The following is a 17078-nucleotide window of genomic DNA, read 5'->3' on the forward strand; positions in this document are numbered from 1 at the left end:
GCATTTTTTATTTCAGAATTTATCTTCTAAACTGCTTCTCACATGGCTCACCATCATGATTGCCATCCATTTGTGTATTTGGGCAATTTCTTATGAAAAATACGGCTTCATCATAAGATCGCATCTGACTACAGTGTGTGCGTCCATCACATTTAAAATCAGCAATCGGCTCATTTTTTTGTACAATAGCTAATTTTGAAACTTCAGATTGGGGCGATACACTTATATTCCTCTGTTGCGTATTCACCGCATATCCAACTGTATCTAAGTTTTTGCGTCCCTGAACCGAGAGAATTCGATCAGGTAAATGACCCAATGCTTCTCGCTGTTGCTCCACAATTCGCTTTTGTTCTTTAATGAGTTGTTCTGCTTTTAATTGTTTGGCTACGCGATGATCCTGCACTTTTTGATAGGCGACAAAACCTAATCCAGCAATGACAATCAGAACGAATAAAACCATATATTTTAAACGTGATACAGATTTTCTTGGCAGAACAATTTTCTCTGCAGGCGGTACTGATCTGTAATTGAAACTATGTTGCTCAAGAAGCGGTTGTTCTTCAGGCTTTAAATTTAAGCGTACAATATCAGATGCCTTAAATTTCCCCTGTTCTTCGATTACGCGAAACTTGAGCAGTTCTCCCTCATTGGGTTTAATGTGCCAGCTTGGGAAATCTTTAATGTGGAAAAAGATGTCTTTCGGCTCATCTTCAACCTGAATAAAACCAAAACCACGTGTAGAATTGTAGTGCTTAATCTTCCCCTCAAGAAACATAATTTGCCCTAAACTTTTTTATTTTTTCTATTCTAATCAATAAAAAAGAGACCCTAAAGCCTCTTTTTAAAATTCAAAAAGAAATAATTCTATTAGTTCGTGATCAACGTCTAAAGTTTGACAATAAAGCTGAAGTAATCGATTTATTGTGTGTCGACACTTTAGACTTTTTCGCTTTGGCAGAATTGTCTGCTACACGTTCAATTTTAATTGCTTTGAATTTGTTGCCATTCTCGACGACTAAAAATTTCACCCGTTCATTGCGTTTCGGCTCACCGTCTGCAAGCGGAAAATCAGAGATATGAAAGAAAATATCTTGCTCAGGCGTCGTAATAAAACCATAGCCTTTATCTGCGTTGTATTGGGTAATTTTCCCTTGTTGAAATTCAGATTTCATTCATTTCCACCTATTCTGCCAACATGCTGGATACAGTATATAAAAAAGAGGCTGTTACAGCCCCCATTTTCAGCCATAACACTATTAATCTTTTTGCACTGAGCCAAAGATTTTGTCACCAGCATCACCTAAACCAGGCACGATATAGCCTTGTACATTCAAACCCTCATCAACAGAAGCAGTAAAAATCGTCACATCTGGATGTGCAGTTTCCACCTTTTTAATACCTTCAGGTGCTGCAACCAAAACCATGACACGAATATCTTTACAACCGCTGGCTTTCAATACATCAATGGCCGCAACCAATGAAGAACCCGTTGCCAACATTGGGTCAATGATCATCGCAATACGGTTTTGAACATCTGGAACCAATTTTTTATAGTAAGTACGCGCTTCTAATGTTTCTTCATCACGCTCTAACCCCAATACTGAAACTTTCGCACTTGGAATCAGATTTAAGAAACCATCCAACATGCCAATCCCTGCACGTAAAATTGGTACCACGGTAATTTTTTTACCCGCAATACGTTGTGTCGTGACTTTACCCGCCCAACCATCTACTTCATGATCTACCACAGGTAAATCTTTGGTTGCTTCATAAGTCAGTAACATGGTCACTTCCTGTGCCAATTCACGGAAATTCTTTGTACTAATATCAGCACGACGTAATAAACCAAGTTTATGTCGAATCAGAGGATGACGAATTTCATGAATAGCCACGGGAGTACACCTAAAAAGATCTAAATATAATTCATCTTATTATAAATGTTTTTTATAAATCTTATAAGAAAAAAAGCCTCCGACTGGCGGAGGCTTTTTAATTAACACAATAATTTTTCAATTATTGACGCGTTAACATGAAATGCAATGGAGATAAAATCTCAGCTTGTAAAGCCATTTTGATAATTGGATCTGGATAGATACCAATAACCAATACTGCAAGTGCTGCGAGTAATACCATAATACCACCCACTTTTTGACCCCAGTGATCAACAGCATCAATACGTGGCGTATCTGGTGGAGTCATGTACATCACAACCATTACACGGAGATAGTAGTACAAGCCGATACCTGAACCTACCACAATCATCGCAGCCAAGAACCAGTGCTGAGTCGTTACTGCAGCCATCACCACCAAGAACTTACCAATGAAGCCAGCAGTTAATGGAATACCCGCTAAAGACAACATCATGACAGTTAAGGTTGCAGTTAACACTGGACGGCGCCAGAATAAACCACGGTAATCAGCCAGACTTTCTGCTTCATCAACGTTGTTGTAAGGGCTAGACATTAATGCAACTGCACCGAACGCACCAATTGTCGTTAATACATAAGTGATCACGTAAACTGATACGTTGCCCAAGCTTGCATAAGTCATGCTGATTAAACCAATCAACAAATAACCAAAGTGTGCAATCGATGAATAACCCAGAATACGTTTCAAGTTCACTTGACGTACTGCCAAGAAGTTACCCACTAAAATCGAAAGCACAGCAATAATAGTAATGATCGTAACTAACGATTCAACCAAAATTGCGCCAGAAGTTAGTAAGTAACGTACAAATAAACCAATCGTCGCAACTTTTGCAGCAGTTGCAAGGAAAGTCGCAATCGGAGCTGGCGCACCTGCGTAAACATCAGGCGTCCATTTGTGGAATGGTGCCAATGAAAGCTTAAAGCCCACTGCAAAAATAATCAGCGCTAAACCAAGGAGTACCATTGGTTGACGAATATTTTGCATTAATGCTTGGAAAGATTCGTAGAAAGACAATGAACCTGTATAAGCATAAATGTACGCCATACCCATCAGCAACATTGCCGAAGCTGTTGCAGAAAGAACCAAGTATTTAATACCTGCTTCTAATGAGTTTGCACGCTGATGCGTATAAGCCAACATACCGTAAACAGGAATCGACATTAACTCTAAGCTAATGAAGAAAGACGCATAGTGCGAACTTGCTACCATTAACATTGCACCCGCTACCGAGCACAGCATCAAGATATACAGTTCTTCACGGTTATCTTTATAAGTTTCAATATAAGCATGTGACAAAGTACAACATGCTAGCGATGCAACCAAGATCACCAATTGGTAGAGCATGGTGAACGGATCCACCATGAACATACCCATCACGTTTGATGGCGCAAATTGCCCACCAAACATGTTCAATAAAATATTTGCCGCAGCAAGGTTTAAACCGACCACAGAAGCTGTTGCGATTAAATTATGATTACGTTTAATCGAAGTGAGAATCATCACAACGATCGCGGTCAACGCCACGATCATTACAGGAGCTAATGGCATAAGCTCAGAAAAAGACATTGTGAAGTTCATGGCTTATTGCATCTCCACATTTTCGAGTTGAACAGATGCTTGATGCACAACGTCAACGACTTCTTGAACTGGAATGTAGCTGTTTGCTAACCACGCCATGCTTGAATTTGAAATATCAAGGAAGGTTTGTGGGTAGAGACCAAGCCAAAGCAGACCAAATGCACAAATTAATAGAATACCAACTTCACGCGCATTCAAATCTTTCAGTGGACTTGCATAATGCTCTTTTTGTGCTTCATTTGGTGTACCAAATAGAGCTTTGTGAATCAAAATTAGACCATAAAGCCCAGCGAATACTAAGCTGATTGCAGCCAAAATCGTGAATACTGGGAACTTGGCATAAGAACCCATCAAGATCAGGAACTCACCAATGAAGTTACCTAAACCAGGAATACCCACTAACGCCGCTACGAAGAACATGAGGAAGAATGAAAGGTATTGGAATTGACCACGAATACCGCCCATTAAACGCATGTCACGTGTATGTAAGCGCTCATAAACCTGACCACACATAATGAACAGTGCAGCAGAAGATAAACCATGCGCCAACATCATGATCATCAGACCTTGGAAGGTCAAAATGTTACCTGCATACAATGCAAGTAAGATGAAGCCCATGTGTGAAATTGAAGTATAAGCCAACAGACGCTTCATATCGGTTTGCTGGAAAGCACACCAAGCACCGTAGAAAATACCAATTAGACCCATGATGATTGCGATGTCTGCAAACTGTGCAGAAGCCGCTGGGAAGAACGGAATAACGAAACGAAGTAAACCGTATGCTGCTGTCTTAATCAAGATACCCGCTAAGTCTACAGAACCTGCTGTAGGTGCTTGCGCATGTGCATCTGGTAACCAGCCGTGTAATGGGAATACAGGAAGTTTTACTGCAAAACCCACAAACAAACACAACATGAAGGCATAAGCTACCGCAGGAAGCTGTGCATCAAGCGTATTCGCTACACCTAACAAGTAGTTGTAATCAAAGCCAATCATACCTGTCATCATGTATCCATAAACCACTAGGCCTAGAATACCGATGAGCATGATTAAACCAGCAACTTGCGTATAGATGAAGAACTTGGTTGCAGCGTAAACACGTGATTTACCATCTGCACCACGGTGTCCCCAAAGTGCAATCAAGAAGTAGATTGGAACGAGCATCATCTCCCAGAAGAAGAAGAACAAGAACATATCAATCGAAATGAATACACCGATGACGCCGCCCAATGACCATAACAGGTTCAAATGGAAGAAGCCTACGTTCTTTTGAATCTCACCCCAAGAACAACCAACTGCCAAAATACCCAACAGCGCAGTTAAGCCCACCATTAATAATGATAAACCATCAACTGCTAAATGGATATTGATGCCGAGGGTTTGAATCCACGGCAAGAAAAACTCTGCAGACCATGTTGGGACTTTTGCACCCAATTCATAGCTGTAAGTACCCGTTTGCCATAAAGCGACCGTTAAGCCCAAAGTAACGAGCATACCTACAAGCGCAATATAGCGTGGTAGTTGTTGGTCGAGCTTATCGACCAACCAACATAAAAAACCTGCAATGAACGGTACGAGGATCAGCGCGGGCAAAACCATGTTGTTTGTGATTTCCATCTTATTTCCCCACTACCTGAATCACGACTAAGATCATCAGTAGAACCACAATGCCCAGTGACATGCTCGATGCGTATTCACGCAATGAACCTGTTTGACGAGAGCTTGTAAAGCCGTTACCAGCTTTCACAATTGCAGGTAATACCAGCCATAAACCATCAATTGGGTCACGACCACAAATCTTAGCAATCAGTAAATATGGTTTTACGAAAATCAGGTCATACAAGGTATCGAAACCGAGTGCATTGCGGCAAATATTCGCCAAACCTGCACCCAATGAAGTTTTCGCAAAACTTTTCACTGCACCGTAAGCAAAAGCAAATAAGATTACACCAATCACAAGACCAGCAAGCGCGATACCCACGGCAATATGTTCCGCACCGTGCACACCTGCTTCCATCGCTTCTGGAATAATCACTGCTGGAATTTTTGCAGCATTCAAAATGCTTTCTACTGGTGCTTTAAGTGCTGCACCAACGAAAGTTGAAAGAACCGCTAAAATTGCCAAAGGCCCCCAGTACGTCACGCCTTTGATTTCGTGATATGGCGTATTTTCTTTACCAAAGAATACAACCCAGATTAAACGGAATGTATAGATTGAAGTTAAGAAAGCACCTGCAACACCTGTCCAGTATAAGCAGTCATATAAAGCCACTGCCTGACCTTTCATCCATACTGCACCCAAGATTGCATCTTTCGAGAAGAAGCCGACAGTAATGAATGGAATTGCAGCCAATGCACCGCCACCAATGGCGAAGCAAGCGAACAGGAATTTATTCTTGTAGAACAAACCGCCCATTTTGAAAATGTTTTGTTCGTGGTGGTAAGCCAAGATCACCGCACCAGAAGACAAGAATAATAATGCCTTGAAGAATGCGTGAGTCAACATATGGAACAGACCAGCTTGGTATGCTTCAGCACCCACTGCCATAAACATATAACCCAACTGACTCATAGTTGAGTAAGCCAAGATACGTTTGATATCGGTTTGAACCAATGCAGCAAAACCAGCCACCAATAAAGTCACAGCACCCGTAATCGAAATGAACATCATCACTTGAGGTGCCATTTCAAATACAGTGAACATACGGCAGCAGAGATATACACCCGCAGTTACCATTGTCGCTGCGTGGATCAATGCAGATACTGGTGTAGGACCAGCCATCGCATCTGCCAACCATGTTTGCAGTGGAATCTGTGCAGATTTACCTGCAGCACCTAGGAACAACATCAATGCTGTCCAGATGGCCATCGATGAACCTTGCGTTAATACTGTAGGTGCCGCAGCAACCACTTCCGCAATGTTTAATGTACCGAACTGTTGGTAGATTAAGAACAATGCAATCAGTAAGAACACATCACCAACACGTGTAACCGTAAATGCTTTGATTGCAGCAAAACCGTTTTCTGGGTTTTGGTAGTAGTAACCAATCAGCAAGTACGAGCACAGACCTACACCTTCCCAACCTAAGAATAACAATGCCAAGTTATCGCCAAGAACCAGCAACAACATGCTTGCAACGAACAGGTTGAAGTAAGAGAAGAAACGTGCAAAGTCTTCTTCACCACGCATGTACCATGACGCAAAAATATGAATCAGGAAACCTACACCTGTAATCATGCCCATCATCAATAATGATAAGCCATCTAGGTGCAAGCTAATGCCTGGTGCGAAATCACCAACTTGGAACCAAGTCCACAAGTGTTGTACTTGTGGCGCAGAACCATTGTTAACGAAATCCATCCCCGCAATAAGGGCAAATAAAGCAGATAGACCTACAGCCCCAACGCCAATAATCGCTGCAACTTTCTCAGGTAAATTCTGGCGCCCCGCCGCTAATAAGACAAAACCGATTAGCGGGAATAAAACTGTTAAATATAAATAACTCATCCGCGCATCTCACTAGCAGCATCCACATCCAAATGATGGAAGCGATGATAAAACTGAAGGACGATCGCAAGACCGATACAAGCCTCTGCTGCAGCAAGGGTCAAAATCAGAATGAACATGACTTGCCCATCTGGTTGTGCCCATGCGCTACCCGCCAAAACGAATGCCAACGCAGCAGCATTCATCATAATTTCAAGGCTCATTAACATAAATAATAGGTTGCGTCGAACCATTACACCGTAAAAACCCAGTGCAAAAAGAATGGTCGCAACGATCAAACCATGTTCTAAAGGGATGTTGCCCATTATTCTTTGTCCTCTTCTGCACTTGGCTCACGTTTACCTAAGTGGAATGCTGCAACCAGTGCTGCAAGCAATAACATCGCGGCAACTTCTACCAATAATAAGTAGTGAGTAAAGAGTGCTTGACCAACGGCTTTCGGACCTACGATTTCAGTACCCATCACAGGGCCTGCTGTAGTGTAGTCTGAACCTAACATCCAAACTAGAATCAAGCCCATTAGGAAGCTCATAAGTGCTGGATATGCCCATGCCGATGATGTTAACCATTTGCGTTCTTGATCAACTGTATGTTGACCAAGGTTCAGCATCATCACCACGAACACGAATAACACCATGATCGCACCAGCATAGACGATAATTTCCAGTGCACCAGCAAATGGTGCCCCCACAATCATGAACATCCCTGCAACAGCAAGCAAAGACACGATCAAGCTAAGTAACGCATGTACAGGGTTCGCGTTAGTAACAACACGAACCGTAGAAACGATGGCCACGAGTGCCATCAAATAAAACGGCCACATCATGGTAATAGACTCCGTACATCAACAGGTGCGCTTTCACGTTGCGCCTGACCTTTTTCTTTACCTGTTACAGCCATACCTGTAACACGATAGAAGTTGTAGTCTGGATATTTACCAGGACCTGAAATGAGTAAGTTTTCTTTCTCATAAACTAGGTCTTGACGAACGTACTCACTTAATTCGAAATCAGGTGTCATCTGAATTGCAGTGGTTGGACACGCTTCTTCACACATCCCGCAGAAAATACAACGCGAGAAGTTAATACGGAAGAATTCTGGATACCAACGACCATCTTCTTTTTCAGCTTTTTGTAGTGAAATACAGCCAACTGGACATGCAACAGCACATAAGTTACATGCCACACAACGCTCTTCACCATCTGGATCACGCGTTAATACAATACGACCACGGAAACGTGGTGGTACGATTTCTTCAGCTGGTACTTCTGGATATAAAATCGTGTCACGTTTACGTGTCACGTGGCTGAATACCATCCACAATGAACGTACAATTGACCCAACTCCAGCTAGAAACTTAAACATTTTGTTCTCCCTGCTGTCTTAGGCCTGATTCATCAGAATCACAGCACCAGTCACAAGTAAGTTGACCAATGCCAATGGCAAGCAAATTTTCCAACCAAAGTTCATCACTTGGTCATAACGTGGACGCATTAATGAACCACGCGCCAATACAAACATCATTACGAAGAATGCTGTTTTGATAATGAACCAGAATGCTGGTGGAATGAACGAAATCTCAAGGTTGAATGGCGCTAACCAACCACCGAAAAATAAAGTCACGATAAGTGCAGAGATTAAAACGACGTTGACGTATTCCGCAACGAAGAACATCCCCCATTTCATACCGCCATATTCGACGTGGTAACCTTCAGCCAATTCTTGTTCTGCTTCTGGTTGGTCAAATGGATGACGGTGAGTTACCGCAACACCTGCAACCACGAAGATCATGAAGCCTAAGAATTGAGGAATAACAAACCAAACATCACGTTGTGCTTCTACAATTTCACGCATGTTGAATGAGCCTGCAATTGCGACTACACCCATAAGTGAAATACCCAAGAATACTTCGTATGAAATTGTTTGCGCAGCTGAACGTAAACCGCCTAGTAATGCATATTTGTTATTTGAAGCCCAACCACCAAATAACACTGCATAAACTGCAATACCAGCCATTGCCATAAAGAACAATAAGCCAATGCTCATGTCTGCCACACCCAAATATGGGCTAACAGGAATCACCATGAACGACAGTACAGCAGTTGCCATCGCAACTGCTGGCGCTAAACGGAAGGTTAACTTGTCGGCGAATTTTGGTGTCCAGTCTTCCTTAAACATGATTTTCAACATGTCGGCAACAATCTGGAACATACCGCCAGGACCAACACGGTTTGGACCGTAACGGTCTTGCCATAAGCCGAGCAAACGACGCTCGATAAATGACATCAATGCTGCAATCAGAACCACCACCAATAAAATGACAACGGCTTGAATAACAGAGTACGCAATTGGCCAGTTTTCAGCCCAGAGCGGTGTTTGACGTATAATTTCTTGATTCATGAATTACACTCCTACCGCGACTGAAACTGGTTCTGCTAAAGAAACAGTCGGTGCAAGACCAATTGGATAACCGATATAGCCTGCTGGTAAATATTCAATGACTTGAACTGGCAGGCTAATGCTCGTTTCGCCTGCTTTCACCGTAATTTGTTGTCCATTTTGAACATTCAAACGTGCTGCATCTTGTTCACCCACAGCAAACATTGCTTCAGGAATACGAGACTGCATAGCAGGTGTTTTCACCGTGAATTCACCAGAAGCAAAAATGTGATGCATCGGCACTAGACGGAAGCTTTCAGGGTTAACAACAACTGCTGAAGGTGCAACATAAGTACGTGCTGGACGTTTCGGTAAACGATCGAATAAACGAACACCCGAATCACCACCTTTTAAATGACCACCCACATTGTCTTGGAATTTATTCCATGCTTGTGGAGAGTTCCAACCTGCTGACCACGCAAATGGCACAAGTGCTGACGGTGTTTGAGTCCCCACATAACCTTCCATAGAGAATGTTAATGCAGAGTCAATGTCAGTCGGTTGTTTTGGCTCGTGAATCGATAACGGTGCACGAATTGCAGTACGACCTGAATAACGACGTGGTTCACGTGCGATTTTCAAACCATGAACACGGAAACCAGCATCTGGTGCAACATCTTCAATTGCTTGTAATGCTGGAACATTCTTCGCAACAGTTTCAATCACATCATCAAGCAATGTCCAAGAAATTGCTTTGCCTTTTAAGCCAGTTTCAATGGCATGTAACCAACGCCAAGATTCTTTGATCGCATATTCAGGTTTGTAGTAGCTTGGGTCATACACTTGGTAGAAACGTTGTGCACGGCCTTCTTGCGAAACAACAGTACCATCACCTTCAGCGAAGCTTGCAGCAGAAAGTATAATCGAAGCTTTCTTCACAGTTTCAGTTTCAGAGTGATCAAGCACAATCACATCTTTTGCTTTGTCAAGTGCTGCATCGACCTGAGCTGTAGGTAAACGACGGTAAAGATCGTTTTCAACCACAATTACAGTGTCATAATCTTGTGCAAATGCTTGCTCCAAGCTTTGACCACCTAAGATTGCCAAGCCCATTGAGTTCACTTCTGGAACAGTCAAGGTCAAGCCAGCGTTACCCAAGTTTTGAGCAACTTGTGCAGCGGCTTCCATGATTGCAGGATCTTGTAAGCTTGTACCTGAAATCACTAAAGGTTTCTTCGCTGCTTTTAACGTGTCTGCAATGGTTTGCGCAAATGCTTTCGCATCTTCAGCCAAACCAGAAACCACTTCACCTTTCAATGCCGCAGCAACTGCAAAACCTAAACGTGCGATATCATTTGGAGAGGCAACTACCTCGCCTGTCGCAACGTCCGCTAAACGAGTTTGAGTTGCAGCCAAGATATAAATTGGAGATTTTGCATCTTGTGCAATACGTTGTACAGGTTCAGCCAACCAATCTTGGGTACGACGTTCTGCGGCCATTTCTTTAGCTTTATTTTTCGCTGCTTGACGAACAGACAATGCCATACGAGGTGCAGTTTGTGTTAAATCTTCACCTAAGATTAACACCGCGTCATAGCTTTCAATTTCACGCATGTTCGGGTTGTAAACACCCTCGGTTTGCATGATTGAAGCAGCTAATTCAACCAGATTTTGCTCTTTTTGAGACATACCCGTTGAATAGTTGTCTTGACCGACTAATTCGCGAAGTGCGTAGTTCGATTCGAGCGATGCACGTGGAGAACCAATACCTAAGACTTTTTTGCCTTGGATATTTGCAATCACGGTGTCTAATGCTTGATCTACAGAAACAACAGTTGCTTCAGCACCATCACGGAATTGTGGTTGACGTGGACGATCTGCACGGTTTACATAACCCGTACCGAAACGACCTTTGTCACACAAGAAGTATTGGTTTACTTCACCGTTGAAACGGTTTTCTACACGACGTAATTCACCATAACGCTCACCCGGTGAAATGTTACAGCCTGAAGAACAGCCTTGGCATACGCTTGGCGCATACTGCATATCCCATTTACGGTTGTAACGTTCAGAATGAGTCTTATCGGTGAATACACCTGTAGGACAAACTTCAGTCAAGTTACCTGAGAATTCAGATTCTAAAGTTCCTGATTCTGGACGACCAAAGTAAACGCGTGATGCATTTGCATAAACGCCGAAGTCCGTACCGCCAGCATAGTCTTTGTAGTAACGAACACAACGGTAACATGCGATACAACGGTTCATCTCGTGCGCAATAAACGAACCTAATTCTTGGTTGTAATGCGTACGCTTGGTGAAACGGTAACGACGACGGTCATGTTGAGTCATTACAGTCATATCCTGTAGATGACAGTGACCACCTTCTTCACAGACTGGACAGTCGTGTGGATGGTTCGTCATCAAAAACTCAACAATTGACGCACGGAAGTCTTTCGCTTCTTTGTCTTCAATCGAGATGTAGGTATTGTCAGATGCAGGTGTCATACATGACATGACCAAACGACCACGCGTATCTTCTGGATTCGCGTATTGAGTCACAGCACATTGACGGCATGAACCGACAGAACCTAAGGATGGATGCCAACAAAAATATGGGATGTCGATGCCAAGGCTTAAACATGCTTGCAGCAAGTTTTCAGAGCCGTTGACTTCATACGATTTTCCATCGACATGAATTGTAGCCATAGTCGAATTCCTTAAGCTTGTTCTACGTTGCTAGTTCGAGCGGCAGCATCTACTACCTTGGCTTCAAACTCGCTACGGAAATATTTAAGTGCGCCCATTAACGGTTCCATTGCACCTGGAGCATGTGCACAGAAAGTTTTACCAATCCACAACTTACGCGTCAGTTCTTGTAAGTGATCGATATCTTCTTTCTTACCCGTGCCATCTTCCAATGCTTTAAGCGCTTTAACCGCCCAAGGTAAACCATCACGACAAGGCGTACAGAAACCACATGACTCACGTGCAAAGAATTCTTCTAAGTTACGTGTAGCAGAAACCATACATTGAGTTTCATCAACCACCATCAACAAGCATGTACCTAAACGTGAACCTGCTTTCATGATGCTCTCCGCATCCATAGGAAGGTCAATGTGTTCAGCAGCCAAGAAGTCTGTAGATGCACCACCTGGTAACCAAGCTTTTAACTTAAGACCATCACGCATACCACCCGCATGCTCTTCGATCACTTCACGTGCAGTCGTACCAAATGGAAGTTCCCATAAACCAGGGAATTTAACCTTACCTGATGCACCATAAATTTTGGTGCCTGGATCTTTCGATTTACCAGCAGAAAGGTTGATATACCATTCAGGACCACGCAGCATGATTGCTGGTAAGTTGTTGTAAGTCTCTACGTTGTTGACAATCGTAGGACGCCCCCAAGCACCTGCAACTTGCGGGAATGGCGGTTTAGTTCGTGGGTTGGCACGACGACCTTCAAGCGAGTTAATCAATGCAGTTTCTTCACCGCAGATATAACGACCCGCACCGGTATGCACATGCATTTCGAAGTTCCAGCCAGTTCCAAGGATGTTTTCACCCAAGTAACCTTTGGCACGGATTTGCTCTAATGCTTCATTTAAGTATTGAGCAGCTTCAATGTATTCACCACGGATGAAGATATAACCATGCGTTGCTTCAAGGGTATAACCCGCAATCAACATCCCTTCGATCAATTGATGAGGAAGTTTTTCCATCAACAAACGGTCTTTAAAGGTACCTGGTTCCATTTCATCGGCATTACAAATCAGGTAACGTGGACCTGAGTTGTCATTTGGTGCCATCAGTGACCATTTGATCCCTGCTGGGAAGCCCGCGCCACCACGACCTTTAACGGTTGCAGCTTTAATAACTTCAAGCACATCTTTTGGCGGCATGGTTAATGCTTTTTTAAAGCCCGCATAACCTTCAAGCGCTTCATAGTCATCTGCACTATGAACAAACTCTTGTTTACTCAAACGCCAAGTTAATGGATGAGTTTCTGGGTTACCGTCGCCATAAATTGGTTTTGGTTCGGTATTCATACATACTTCTCCAATAACTGTTTCACTGAAGTCACTTCAACTAGACCGTGTGTGTCTTCATCAATCATCAGTGTTGGACCCTTGTCACAGTTGCCTAGGCAACAAATTGGTAACAAAGTAAAACGACCGTCTGCAGTCGTTTGACCAAACTGAATACCCAACTCACGCTGGAATGCCTCAGCCAATGTTTCCGCGCCCATCAAGAAGCAAGCAATCGAGTCACAAAGCAAAATTACGTGACGACCTACTGGTTGACGGTAAATACGGTTATAGAATGTTGCAACACCTTCAAGATCTGCAACGCTCATGCTAAGCATTTGAGCAATCGCATTCATTTGCGCATCATCTACCCAACCATTACGGCGTTGTACACACTTCAGCGCGTCAAGGCAGGCTGCACGTGGGTACGGATAGTGATCAATGTGATGTTCGATATCGTGAATTTCTTCCGCAGTCAAAATTCCTTCAACGTTCACACGTGGCTTTTTATCAGTCAAAATCATCATAATGCGTTACCCCTTAGCGATCCACGTCAGCCATTACGACGTCAATTGTCGCCAAATAAATGATCAAGTCAGATACCAGACTGCCGTTAATCACTGAAGGCATTTGCTGTAAATGGGTGAAAGTTGGTGTACGAATACGGGTACGGTAACTCATAGTCGACTTGTCAGAAGTCAAGTAGTAGTTACTTGCACCTTTCACCACTTCAGCCATCACAGAGGCTTCACCAGCAGGCATTACAGGACCCCAAGATACGCTTAAGAAGTGCGTAATCAAGGTTTCAATATCTTGTAAAGTCTTGTCTTTTGGTGGTGGAACAGCCAATGGGTGATCCGCTTTGTATGGACCAGATGGCATGTTATCCAAGCACTGTTTGATGATTTTCAACGACTGTTCGATTTCACGGTAGTGAACGATAACACGCGCATAAGCATCGCCTTCGTACTCTACTGGCACTTCGAAGTCATAGTTTTCATAACCACTGTATGGGCGGTATTTACGAACGTCAAAGTCGATACCTGTTGCACGAAGACCTGTACCTGTTACACCCCAAGCTAATGCAGATTTTGCATCGTATTGCGCAACATTACGGGTACGACCTTCAAATACAGAGTTTTTAAGCGCTGCTGTATGGTATTCCTTCAAACGTTTAGGCATCCATTCAAGGATTTCACGAATCAAGTGCTGCCAGTTGTTTGGAAGATCATGTGCCGTACCACCGATACGGAACCATGCTGGGTGCATACGGTAACCTGTAATCGCTTCAATTGCGTCATAGATTTTTTGACGGTCAGCGAACATATAGAATACAGGGGTCATACCACCCGCATCCTGAATTGCAGTACCAATATATAACAAGTGGTTATTGATACGGAACAACTCAGACATCATGACACGGATACATTGCGCACGATCAGGCACTTGAATGCCCGCAAGCTGCTCAACACCCATCACGTATGGCATGTTTTGCGCACAACCACCTAAGTAGTCAACACGGTCTGTATACGGAATGAATGAATGCCAAGTTTGACGTTCAGCCATCTTTTCCACACCACGGTGGTGATAACCGATATCAGGCACACAGTCTTTCACTTCTTCACCATCTAACTGCAAGATCACACGGAATGCACCGTGCGCAGATGGATGGTTAGGACCTAAGTTCAGGAACATGAAGTCTTCGTCAGCATTTCCGCGTTTTAGACCCCAATCTTCAGGGACAAAACGCAAGTGCTCTTGCTCGAAGTCTTGTTTCGCTTGGTTCTGCATGTACGGTGTATATTCCGTAGCACGTGCAGAGTATTCCTTGCGTAGCGGATGACCTTCCCAATAGGTTGGCAACAAAATACGACGGAGCATTGGGTGCCCTTCGAAATTAATGCCGAACATATCGTAAGCTTCACGCTCGTACCAGTTTGCATTTGGCCAGATATTAGTTGCAGTTGGAATATTGAGATCACTCTCATTCAATGCAACTTTAATACGAATATCCGTATTGCGCTCTAATGACAATAAGTGATAGAACACTGTAAAGTCAGACGCAGGCAAACCGTCACGGTGAGTACGTAAACGCTCATCTACCGCAGACAAGTCAAACAGCATCACGTAAGGACGTGACACTGTACGCAAGAACATTAAAACTTCTTGTACGCGTGCGCGCTCAACCCAGACCGTTGGAAAATCTTCACGAGTCGTTTGCACATAGAAGTTCTCACCAAATTTGGTTTTAAGTTCTTCTATGATTGCAAATGCTGGGCGTGAATCAACTGCTGTTGATTCTGGCATAGCAATGTCAGTTTCAGCCATTGGCTTGGCTTCCTATTTAATACAAATTCAGTCAACCTTAACGACAATTACACCTATCTCGGGTGCATCAAACATTCATCGTTAAAATTATTTAATTTCATCCATAGAGCGTAAGTTTTTCACCGCAATACGCTGTGCATTCTTACGATCGCGCTCTGGCATCATCTTTGGCTTATATACTGGCTGAAGATCATCACCAATCACGGCAGATAGCGGACGACGCTCTAATTGAATTTGGTCCTGTAACAACATTAATGCTTGGATTAATGCTTCTGGACGTGGCGGACAACCTGGGATGTACACATCGACAGGAATGATTTTATCGACACCTTGCACTACAGAGTAGATGTCATACATACCACCTGAGTTTGCACAAGCACCCATTGAAATTACCCATTTAGGCTCTAACATTTGCTCGTACAAACGCTGAATAACAGGCGCCATCTTAACAAAGCATGTACCTGCCACAATCATCAAATCTGCCTGACGTGGTGAAGCACGAATTACCTCAGCACCAAAACGTGATAAGTCATGCACACCAGTTAAGGTCGTTGCATACTCTACGTAACAGCAAGATGTACCAAAGTTAAACGGCCAAACTGAGTTCTTACGTCCCCAGTTTACTGCTGTGTGTAACACGTCTTCTAAACGAGTCATGAACACATTCTTATTCACTTCTTCTTCAAGCGGATCGGTAACGATCTGACGCTCCTGAAGTGGATATTGATCAGCATTCGGATTCGCACGGGTTAAGGTATATTTCATCCCGAGTTACTCCTTATCAGATGAGACAGTCGGTGATTTTGCTTTCACGCGACCAGATGATTGAGCTGGGATATGACCCGTAGGGTCTGTTACCAATTCTTCAATAGAGTTAAAACGTGTAATGTCAGCAATATTCATATTTGGAGAGCCAACTTTAATCACTTTACCAGCAGCTTTACGACGGTCTGTAGGTGCCCAATTCAACGCACCCACTGAAACTGCATAAACCAATGCAATCAATAAATCGACCACAAAAATTACAACAGTTGTAAAACCAAACCAGCCCACTTCACGTACAGAAGTAGACCATGCGTAAAGATAAAGCGCTTCTAAGTCAAAAACCACGAAGAAAATAGCAACCAAATAGAACTTTGCAGACAAGCGAATACGTGCACCACCTGCACCCACTACGCCTGACTCAAACTGCTCTTGTTTAGCACGGCCCCATGACTTACCCCCAAGGAGTAATGGAACTGTGAGCATAAAAGCACAAAGAAATGTAACGCCGATCACGAAGGCAATAATTGCCCATTCGTATGGAGTAATGGCACTCATGCGGGGAT

Annotated in this window: 16 protein-coding genes; all 16 read right to left on the minus strand. The window is 43.3% G+C overall.

Translation table 11 applies throughout. From position 1 onward, the window contains the following. Nucleotides 1-19 precede the first annotated feature (19 nt). Nucleotides 20-775 carry a cold shock domain-containing protein gene (locus tag F4W09_RS05890; protein WP_151504301.1) on the minus strand — a complete coding sequence of 252 codons (756 nt, stop codon included), beginning with the start codon at nt 773-775 and terminating at the stop codon, nt 20-22. A gap of 103 nt (nt 776-878) precedes the next feature. Next, complete coding sequence (locus F4W09_RS05895; RefSeq protein ID WP_016166015.1) at nt 879-1172, minus strand: cold-shock protein; 294 nt, start codon at nt 1170-1172, stop codon at nt 879-881. An 84-nt stretch (nt 1173-1256) separates the two neighbouring features. Then, nucleotides 1257-1892 carry a uracil phosphoribosyltransferase gene (upp, locus tag F4W09_RS05900; RefSeq protein WP_044740947.1) on the minus strand — a complete coding sequence of 212 codons (636 nt, stop codon included), beginning with the start codon at nt 1890-1892 and terminating at the stop codon, nt 1257-1259. 121 nt (nt 1893-2013) lie between these two features. After that, on the minus strand, nt 2014-3507 hold the full coding sequence (gene nuoN / locus F4W09_RS05905) for an NADH-quinone oxidoreductase subunit NuoN (RefSeq protein WP_044740948.1): 1494 nt from the start codon (nt 3505-3507) through the stop codon (nt 2014-2016). A gap of 3 nt (nt 3508-3510) precedes the next feature. Next, entirely contained in the window at nt 3511-5118 is a 1608-nt protein-coding gene (gene nuoM / locus F4W09_RS05910) for an NADH-quinone oxidoreductase subunit M (protein ID WP_026441079.1), read from the minus strand. A gap of 7 nt (nt 5119-5125) precedes the next feature. Beyond that, nucleotides 5126-7015, minus strand: coding sequence for an NADH-quinone oxidoreductase subunit L (gene nuoL / locus F4W09_RS05915; RefSeq protein WP_151504302.1), 1890 nt, complete (start codon nt 7013-7015; stop codon nt 5126-5128). Continuing rightward, entirely contained in the window at nt 7012-7320 is a 309-nt protein-coding gene (nuoK, locus tag F4W09_RS05920) for an NADH-quinone oxidoreductase subunit NuoK (RefSeq protein WP_044740950.1), read from the minus strand. The genes nuoL and nuoK overlap by 4 nt, the downstream gene beginning before the upstream one ends. Then, a complete protein-coding gene (gene nuoJ, locus F4W09_RS05925) occupies nt 7320-7838 on the minus strand; it encodes an NADH-quinone oxidoreductase subunit J (RefSeq protein ID WP_171069570.1) in 519 nt (172 codons plus the stop codon). Before nuoJ ends, nuoK begins: the two co-directional genes overlap by 1 nt. Then, nucleotides 7838-8380, minus strand: a complete 543-nt coding sequence (nuoI, locus tag F4W09_RS05930; protein ID WP_016166021.1) for an NADH-quinone oxidoreductase subunit NuoI — start codon at nt 8378-8380, stop codon at nt 7838-7840. Before nuoI ends, nuoJ begins: the two co-directional genes overlap by 1 nt. A gap of 18 nt (nt 8381-8398) precedes the next feature. Then, nucleotides 8399-9415 carry an NADH-quinone oxidoreductase subunit NuoH gene (gene nuoH, locus F4W09_RS05935; RefSeq protein WP_044740951.1) on the minus strand — a complete coding sequence of 339 codons (1017 nt, stop codon included), beginning with the start codon at nt 9413-9415 and terminating at the stop codon, nt 8399-8401. A gap of 3 nt (nt 9416-9418) precedes the next feature. Next, entirely contained in the window at nt 9419-12100 is a 2682-nt protein-coding gene (gene nuoG / locus F4W09_RS05940; protein ID WP_151504303.1) for an NADH-quinone oxidoreductase subunit NuoG, read from the minus strand. A gap of 11 nt (nt 12101-12111) precedes the next feature. Further along, complete coding sequence (nuoF, locus tag F4W09_RS05945; RefSeq protein ID WP_151504304.1) at nt 12112-13443, minus strand: NADH-quinone oxidoreductase subunit NuoF; 1332 nt, start codon at nt 13441-13443, stop codon at nt 12112-12114. Further along, entirely contained in the window at nt 13440-13949 is a 510-nt protein-coding gene (gene nuoE, locus F4W09_RS05950; RefSeq protein ID WP_016166025.1) for an NADH-quinone oxidoreductase subunit NuoE, read from the minus strand. Before nuoE ends, nuoF begins: the two co-directional genes overlap by 4 nt. A 13-nt stretch (nt 13950-13962) precedes the next feature. After that, nucleotides 13963-15750: an NADH-quinone oxidoreductase subunit C/D gene (gene nuoC, locus F4W09_RS05955; RefSeq protein ID WP_016166026.1), complete on the minus strand. Its 1788-nt coding sequence runs from the start codon at nt 15748-15750 to the stop codon at nt 13963-13965. An 87-nt stretch (nt 15751-15837) separates the two neighbouring features. Continuing rightward, nucleotides 15838-16515 carry a NuoB/complex I 20 kDa subunit family protein gene (locus tag F4W09_RS05960; protein WP_016166027.1) on the minus strand — a complete coding sequence of 226 codons (678 nt, stop codon included), beginning with the start codon at nt 16513-16515 and terminating at the stop codon, nt 15838-15840. 6 nt (nt 16516-16521) lie between these two features. Further along, nucleotides 16522-17070 (minus strand): NADH-quinone oxidoreductase subunit A, encoded by a 549-nt coding sequence (ndhC, locus tag F4W09_RS05965; protein WP_016166028.1) that lies wholly within the window; start codon nt 17068-17070, stop codon nt 16522-16524. Nucleotides 17071-17078 lie beyond the last annotated feature (8 nt).

This window comes from Acinetobacter tandoii, from assembly GCF_008867985.1.
Lineage (GTDB): Bacteria > Pseudomonadota > Gammaproteobacteria > Pseudomonadales > Moraxellaceae > Acinetobacter > Acinetobacter tandoii.

What these genes read in the sequence shown, in the direction of transcription:
- nuoF (WP_151504304.1), bottom strand. Translation starts at nt 13,443, where the DNA reads ATGAATACCGAACCAAAACCAATTTATGGCGACGGTAACCCAGAAACT.
- nuoH (WP_044740951.1), bottom strand. Translation starts at nt 9,415, where the DNA reads ATGAATCAAGAAATTATACGTCAAACACCGCTCTGGGCTGAAAACTGG.
- nuoK (WP_044740950.1), bottom strand. Translation starts at nt 7,320, where the DNA reads ATGGGCAACATCCCTTTAGAACATGGTTTGATCGTTGCGACCATTCTT.
- nuoL (WP_151504302.1), bottom strand. Translation starts at nt 7,015, where the DNA reads ATGAGTTATTTATATTTAACAGTTTTATTCCCGCTAATCGGTTTTGTC.
- ndhC (WP_016166028.1), bottom strand. Translation starts at nt 17,070, where the DNA reads ATGAGTGCCATTACTCCATACGAATGGGCAATTATTGCCTTCGTGATC.
- nuoE (WP_016166025.1), bottom strand. Translation starts at nt 13,949, where the DNA reads ATGATGATTTTGACTGATAAAAAGCCACGTGTGAACGTTGAAGGAATT.
- nuoI (WP_016166021.1), bottom strand. Translation starts at nt 8,380, where the DNA reads ATGTTTAAGTTTCTAGCTGGAGTTGGGTCAATTGTACGTTCATTGTGG.
- F4W09_RS05895 (WP_016166015.1), bottom strand. Translation starts at nt 1,172, where the DNA reads ATGAAATCTGAATTTCAACAAGGGAAAATTACCCAATACAACGCAGAT.
- nuoC (WP_016166026.1), bottom strand. Translation starts at nt 15,750, where the DNA reads ATGGCTGAAACTGACATTGCTATGCCAGAATCAACAGCAGTTGATTCA.
- F4W09_RS05960 (WP_016166027.1), bottom strand. Translation starts at nt 16,515, where the DNA reads ATGAAATATACCTTAACCCGTGCGAATCCGAATGCTGATCAATATCCA.
- F4W09_RS05890 (WP_151504301.1), bottom strand. Translation starts at nt 775, where the DNA reads ATGTTTCTTGAGGGGAAGATTAAGCACTACAATTCTACACGTGGTTTT.
- nuoG (WP_151504303.1), bottom strand. Translation starts at nt 12,100, where the DNA reads ATGGCTACAATTCATGTCGATGGAAAATCGTATGAAGTCAACGGCTCT.
- nuoN (WP_044740948.1), bottom strand. Translation starts at nt 3,507, where the DNA reads ATGAACTTCACAATGTCTTTTTCTGAGCTTATGCCATTAGCTCCTGTA.
- nuoJ (WP_171069570.1), bottom strand. Translation starts at nt 7,838, where the DNA reads ATGTGGCCGTTTTATTTGATGGCACTCGTGGCCATCGTTTCTACGGTT.